At 45.6% G+C, this 3423-nt stretch carries 4 protein-coding genes and 1 pseudogene; all 5 read right to left on the reverse strand.

The genetic code is table 11. The features are described 5' to 3' along the window. Positions 1-219 precede the first annotated feature (219 nt). Positions 220-444, reverse strand: a complete 225-nt coding sequence (locus FTU55_RS14715) for a hypothetical protein (protein ID WP_000743213.1) — start codon at positions 442-444, stop codon at positions 220-222. Continuing rightward, a complete protein-coding gene (locus FTU55_RS14720) occupies positions 441-1178 on the reverse strand; it encodes a recombinase family protein (RefSeq protein WP_001366550.1) in 738 nt (245 codons plus the stop codon). Before FTU55_RS14720 ends, FTU55_RS14715 begins: the two co-directional genes overlap by 4 nt. 148 nt (positions 1179-1326) lie before the next feature. Continuing rightward, complete coding sequence (locus tag FTU55_RS14725) at positions 1327-2493, reverse strand: tetracycline-inactivating monooxygenase Tet(X3) (RefSeq protein WP_024160783.1); 1167 nt, start codon at positions 2491-2493, stop codon at positions 1327-1329. A 189-nt stretch (positions 2494-2682) separates the two neighbouring features. Further along, positions 2683-3276, reverse strand: coding sequence for a tyrosine-type recombinase/integrase (locus tag FTU55_RS14730; RefSeq protein WP_205779272.1), 594 nt, complete (start codon positions 3274-3276; stop codon positions 2683-2685). Between the two features lie 72 nt (positions 3277-3348). Then, positions 3349-3423: pseudogene (locus FTU55_RS14735) on the reverse strand (IS6 family transposase); the annotation flags it as partial.

Here is a 3423-nt window from a genome sequence, read left to right on the forward strand (position 1 = left end):
ATGAGGCATGTTCCGCGTCCTTGCAATACTGTGTTTACATACAGTCTATCGCTTAGCGGAAAGTTCTTTTACCCTCAGCCGAAATGCCTGCCGTTGCTAGACATTGCCAGCCAGTGCCCGTCACTCCCACTCGATTGTAAACAAGCACACAAAACCCTTTAGTGACAACAATTTGCAAGAACTATCAGGCTCAGTGCCATGAAAAATACCATGACCAGATCATGAGGTTGAACACGGCTTGCGCCGGCAGCGTTCACGCTCCTGGTCGGCGATCTCGCCCGGCTGCAATGCTAGCTCAGCATCGGTCATGCGCTCCAGCACGTCGCGTAGGCGGATGGTGCAAGGAATGGGCGGCAGCTCGAACTCATAGCCGCCGGCGATCATTTCGGCCGCAATCTCCTCGGTGATGAAAAACGGCTCGTCGTCTTGGTTCGGCTTCTTCATGCCCTTTCCTCCTGGCGCTCATCCTGGCCGACAGCGGCCAGGGCATCGGCTTCCGTCAATGCGTCCTCCACGAACGCGCCGTGCTGCTTCGCTTCGGCCTGGCTGACCTCGGCCCATATCCGTTTCACCTGGGCCGCACTGTACCCGGCCAGCTCGGCGGTCTTGTTGATGCTGTAGCCGGACTTGCGCAGCGCGACAACTTGGGCGCGGCGCTTCGGATCAGCACGGCGGCCCTTGTACCGCCCGGCCTGGCGGGCCAACTCAATGCCTTGGCGCTGGCGTTCGCGCCTGTCCTCGTAGTCGTCGCGGGCCATCTGCAAGGCCAGGCGAAAAAGCATGATCTGCACGGCTTCCAGCACGATCTTGGCGACGCCCTGGGCCTCGGCCGCCAGGTCGGATAGATCGACCACGCCAGGGACGGCCAGGCGTGCGCCTTTGGCCTGTATCGAGGCCACCAGGCGCTCGGCCTCGGGCAAAGGTAGGCGGCTGATGCGGTCGATCTTCTCGGCAATGACCACCTCGCCGGGCTGTAGGTCGCCGATCATGCGCAGCAGCTCAGGCCGGTCGGCGCGTGCGCCGGATGCCTTCTCACGGTAGATGCCGGCGACGTAGTAGCCGGCGGCCTTCGCGGCCGTAGTGATCGCCTCTTGGCGTTCCAAGTCCTGCGCGTCGGTGCTGACGCGCAGATAGACCCGCGCCACCATCGGCGCGGCTACTGGCTTCGTCCTGCGCATACTTGCGGGCTCCTTTGGGCATACTCAAATGCACCCATCTTAAACTGGCAGCTAATGTACAAAAGTTGATAGAAGCACACAAGTTCAATTTTGCACTTCTGCCCCACTATTGCAAAACTGCTTGTTAGTAGCCGTTTTTTCTTACTGTTTATAGATTCAATAATTTTTGAAACGAAAAATTGGGACTAAACATTTCGGTTTCGTTTTCTGTCGATTCGTCCTGCGTATCTTTTGCATAAACAAACATTTGTTGTTCGTAGTTTTCGATGGCATTTTCAATACTTGTAAATTCTCCGTTTGTAAGGTTTTCAGACAATATCAAAGCATCCAATAATCCCGTATTTACACCCTGTCCTGCAAAAGGCGACATCAAATGAGCAGCATCGCCAATCATTGTTATGGGTAATGGACGGTTACTTTTCCAATCATTGTTCAAAGGAAATTTCCTTGTGGGCAAGCATTGAAATGTTGATACCGAACGTATTAATTGTTTGTAAACTTCACTCCATTTGGAAAATCTTTTCAATAAAAAATCGGCAACGCTGTTTCTGTCCTGAAAATCTAAGGGAATTTTATTTTTCCATTCATCGGGCGTTTTAAAACTAATTCCTAAATACAATGCACCATTATTATTGGGATTGGCAAACAATAAAATGCCCTGATGTCCCGCCATTAATCGGTTGCCGTTGCATAGCTGAAAAAATCCGGGACAGTTTATTTCCGGTTGAAGAATATCAGCTTGGATGTTGAAAGTACCGGTTTCTTCAACTTGCGTGTCGGTAACAAAGCTCCTTATTTTCGACATTCCACCATTGGCAAGAATAACCAAATCTGCTGTTTCACTCGGTTTATTCTCAAAAGTTAGTGTCCACTTCTTCTTACCAGGTTCAAGCATAACAAGTTTTCTATCCCAAATAACCGTGTCGTTTTCTAAACTATTCAACAAGATAGCCCTTAAGTCATTTCTGTTTATTTCAGGATTGTCAAATCGATTTTCGGGCTTTACATTTTTTGTGGATAAAATATTGCCTTTTTCATCAGCAATATTTACACCCATTGGTAAGGCTAAGTCATAATAAGTTTGTAACAATCCCGCTTTTTTCATTGCTTCCTGACCTGAACCTTTGTGTAGGTCAAGGGTTCCACCAAAAATTCTTGCCTCTCGGTCGTTGTCTCTTTCGTAAACTGAAACGTCTATGCCGTTTTGCTGTAATAATTTTGCCATAGTCAGTCCAACGGGTCCACCACCAATTATTGCAACGTTCTTATCACTAAGTAAATTCATTTGTTTGTCTGTATCTATTCGCATTGTCATTCAAAAATGGCACATAACAAGTGGCTATACGCCAAATGGCGTATATATCCACTATATCTTATTTTGCTAAACCTTTCATTATCAGTGACAAATCCGTTTTCAACCGTTTACCGTTCGTTTCTACTCTCTCAAAAGGATTTATATTCATAGTGCTTTTTGTTAAGTTTTGCTCAAATATACAAATCCTTTCTATATATCTAACAAATCCATCGGACTTTTTAATTGTTCCATTCCCTTGGTGGTAATATGTGTATAAACCTCAGTTGTTTTACTGCTTGAATGACCTAACAACGATTGAATATAACGTAAACTCGTACCATTCTCAAGCAAATGCGTTGCAAAGCTATGTCGTAAGGTATGTACAGTAACTTCCTTTTGAATCTTTGCTTTTAAAACAGCTGCTTTAAAAATGTTTTGAATACTTCGGCTTGAGTATGCGCCACCTTTTTGACCTTCAAATAAATAATCTTTTGGTTTATATTCCATAAAGTATGTTCTTAAAATAATTAATGTTTTCTCAGATAAAATGGTATAACGATCTCTTTTTCCTTTTGACTGTTCTATACGAATTTGCATGCGCTTGGAGTCAATGTCTTTTATTTTCAGGTTTATACATTCAGAAATGCGCAAACCTGCCGAATAAATAGTCATCAGAATAGCCTTGTGTTTCACGTTTTCAATAGCGCGTAGTACCCGAATGGTTTCTTCTTCACTCATCACAACAGGAAGTGTTTTTTCTTTTTTTGGTCTTTCGATGAAATATGTTTTCCGTTGTCCACCCAAAACACGTTCGTAATAAAACTGGCACTGTTGCAAAGTTAGCGATGAGGCAGCCTTTTGTCTTATTCAAAGGCCTTACATTTCAAAAACTCTGCTTACCAGGCGCATTTCGCCCAGGGGATCACCATAATAAAATGCTGAGGCCTGGCC

Origin of the sequence: Acinetobacter sp. YH12117 (assembly GCF_013418865.1) — a bacterium.
Taxonomy (GTDB): domain Bacteria; phylum Pseudomonadota; class Gammaproteobacteria; order Pseudomonadales; family Moraxellaceae; genus Acinetobacter; species Acinetobacter indicus.

What these genes read in the sequence shown, in the direction of transcription:
- FTU55_RS14720 (WP_001366550.1), bottom strand. Translation starts at nt 1,178, where the DNA reads ATGCGCAGGACGAAGCCAGTAGCCGCGCCGATGGTGGCGCGGGTCTAT.
- FTU55_RS14715 (WP_000743213.1), bottom strand. Translation starts at nt 444, where the DNA reads ATGAAGAAGCCGAACCAAGACGACGAGCCGTTTTTCATCACCGAGGAG.
- FTU55_RS14725 (WP_024160783.1), bottom strand. Translation starts at nt 2,493, where the DNA reads ATGACAATGCGAATAGATACAGACAAACAAATGAATTTACTTAGTGAT.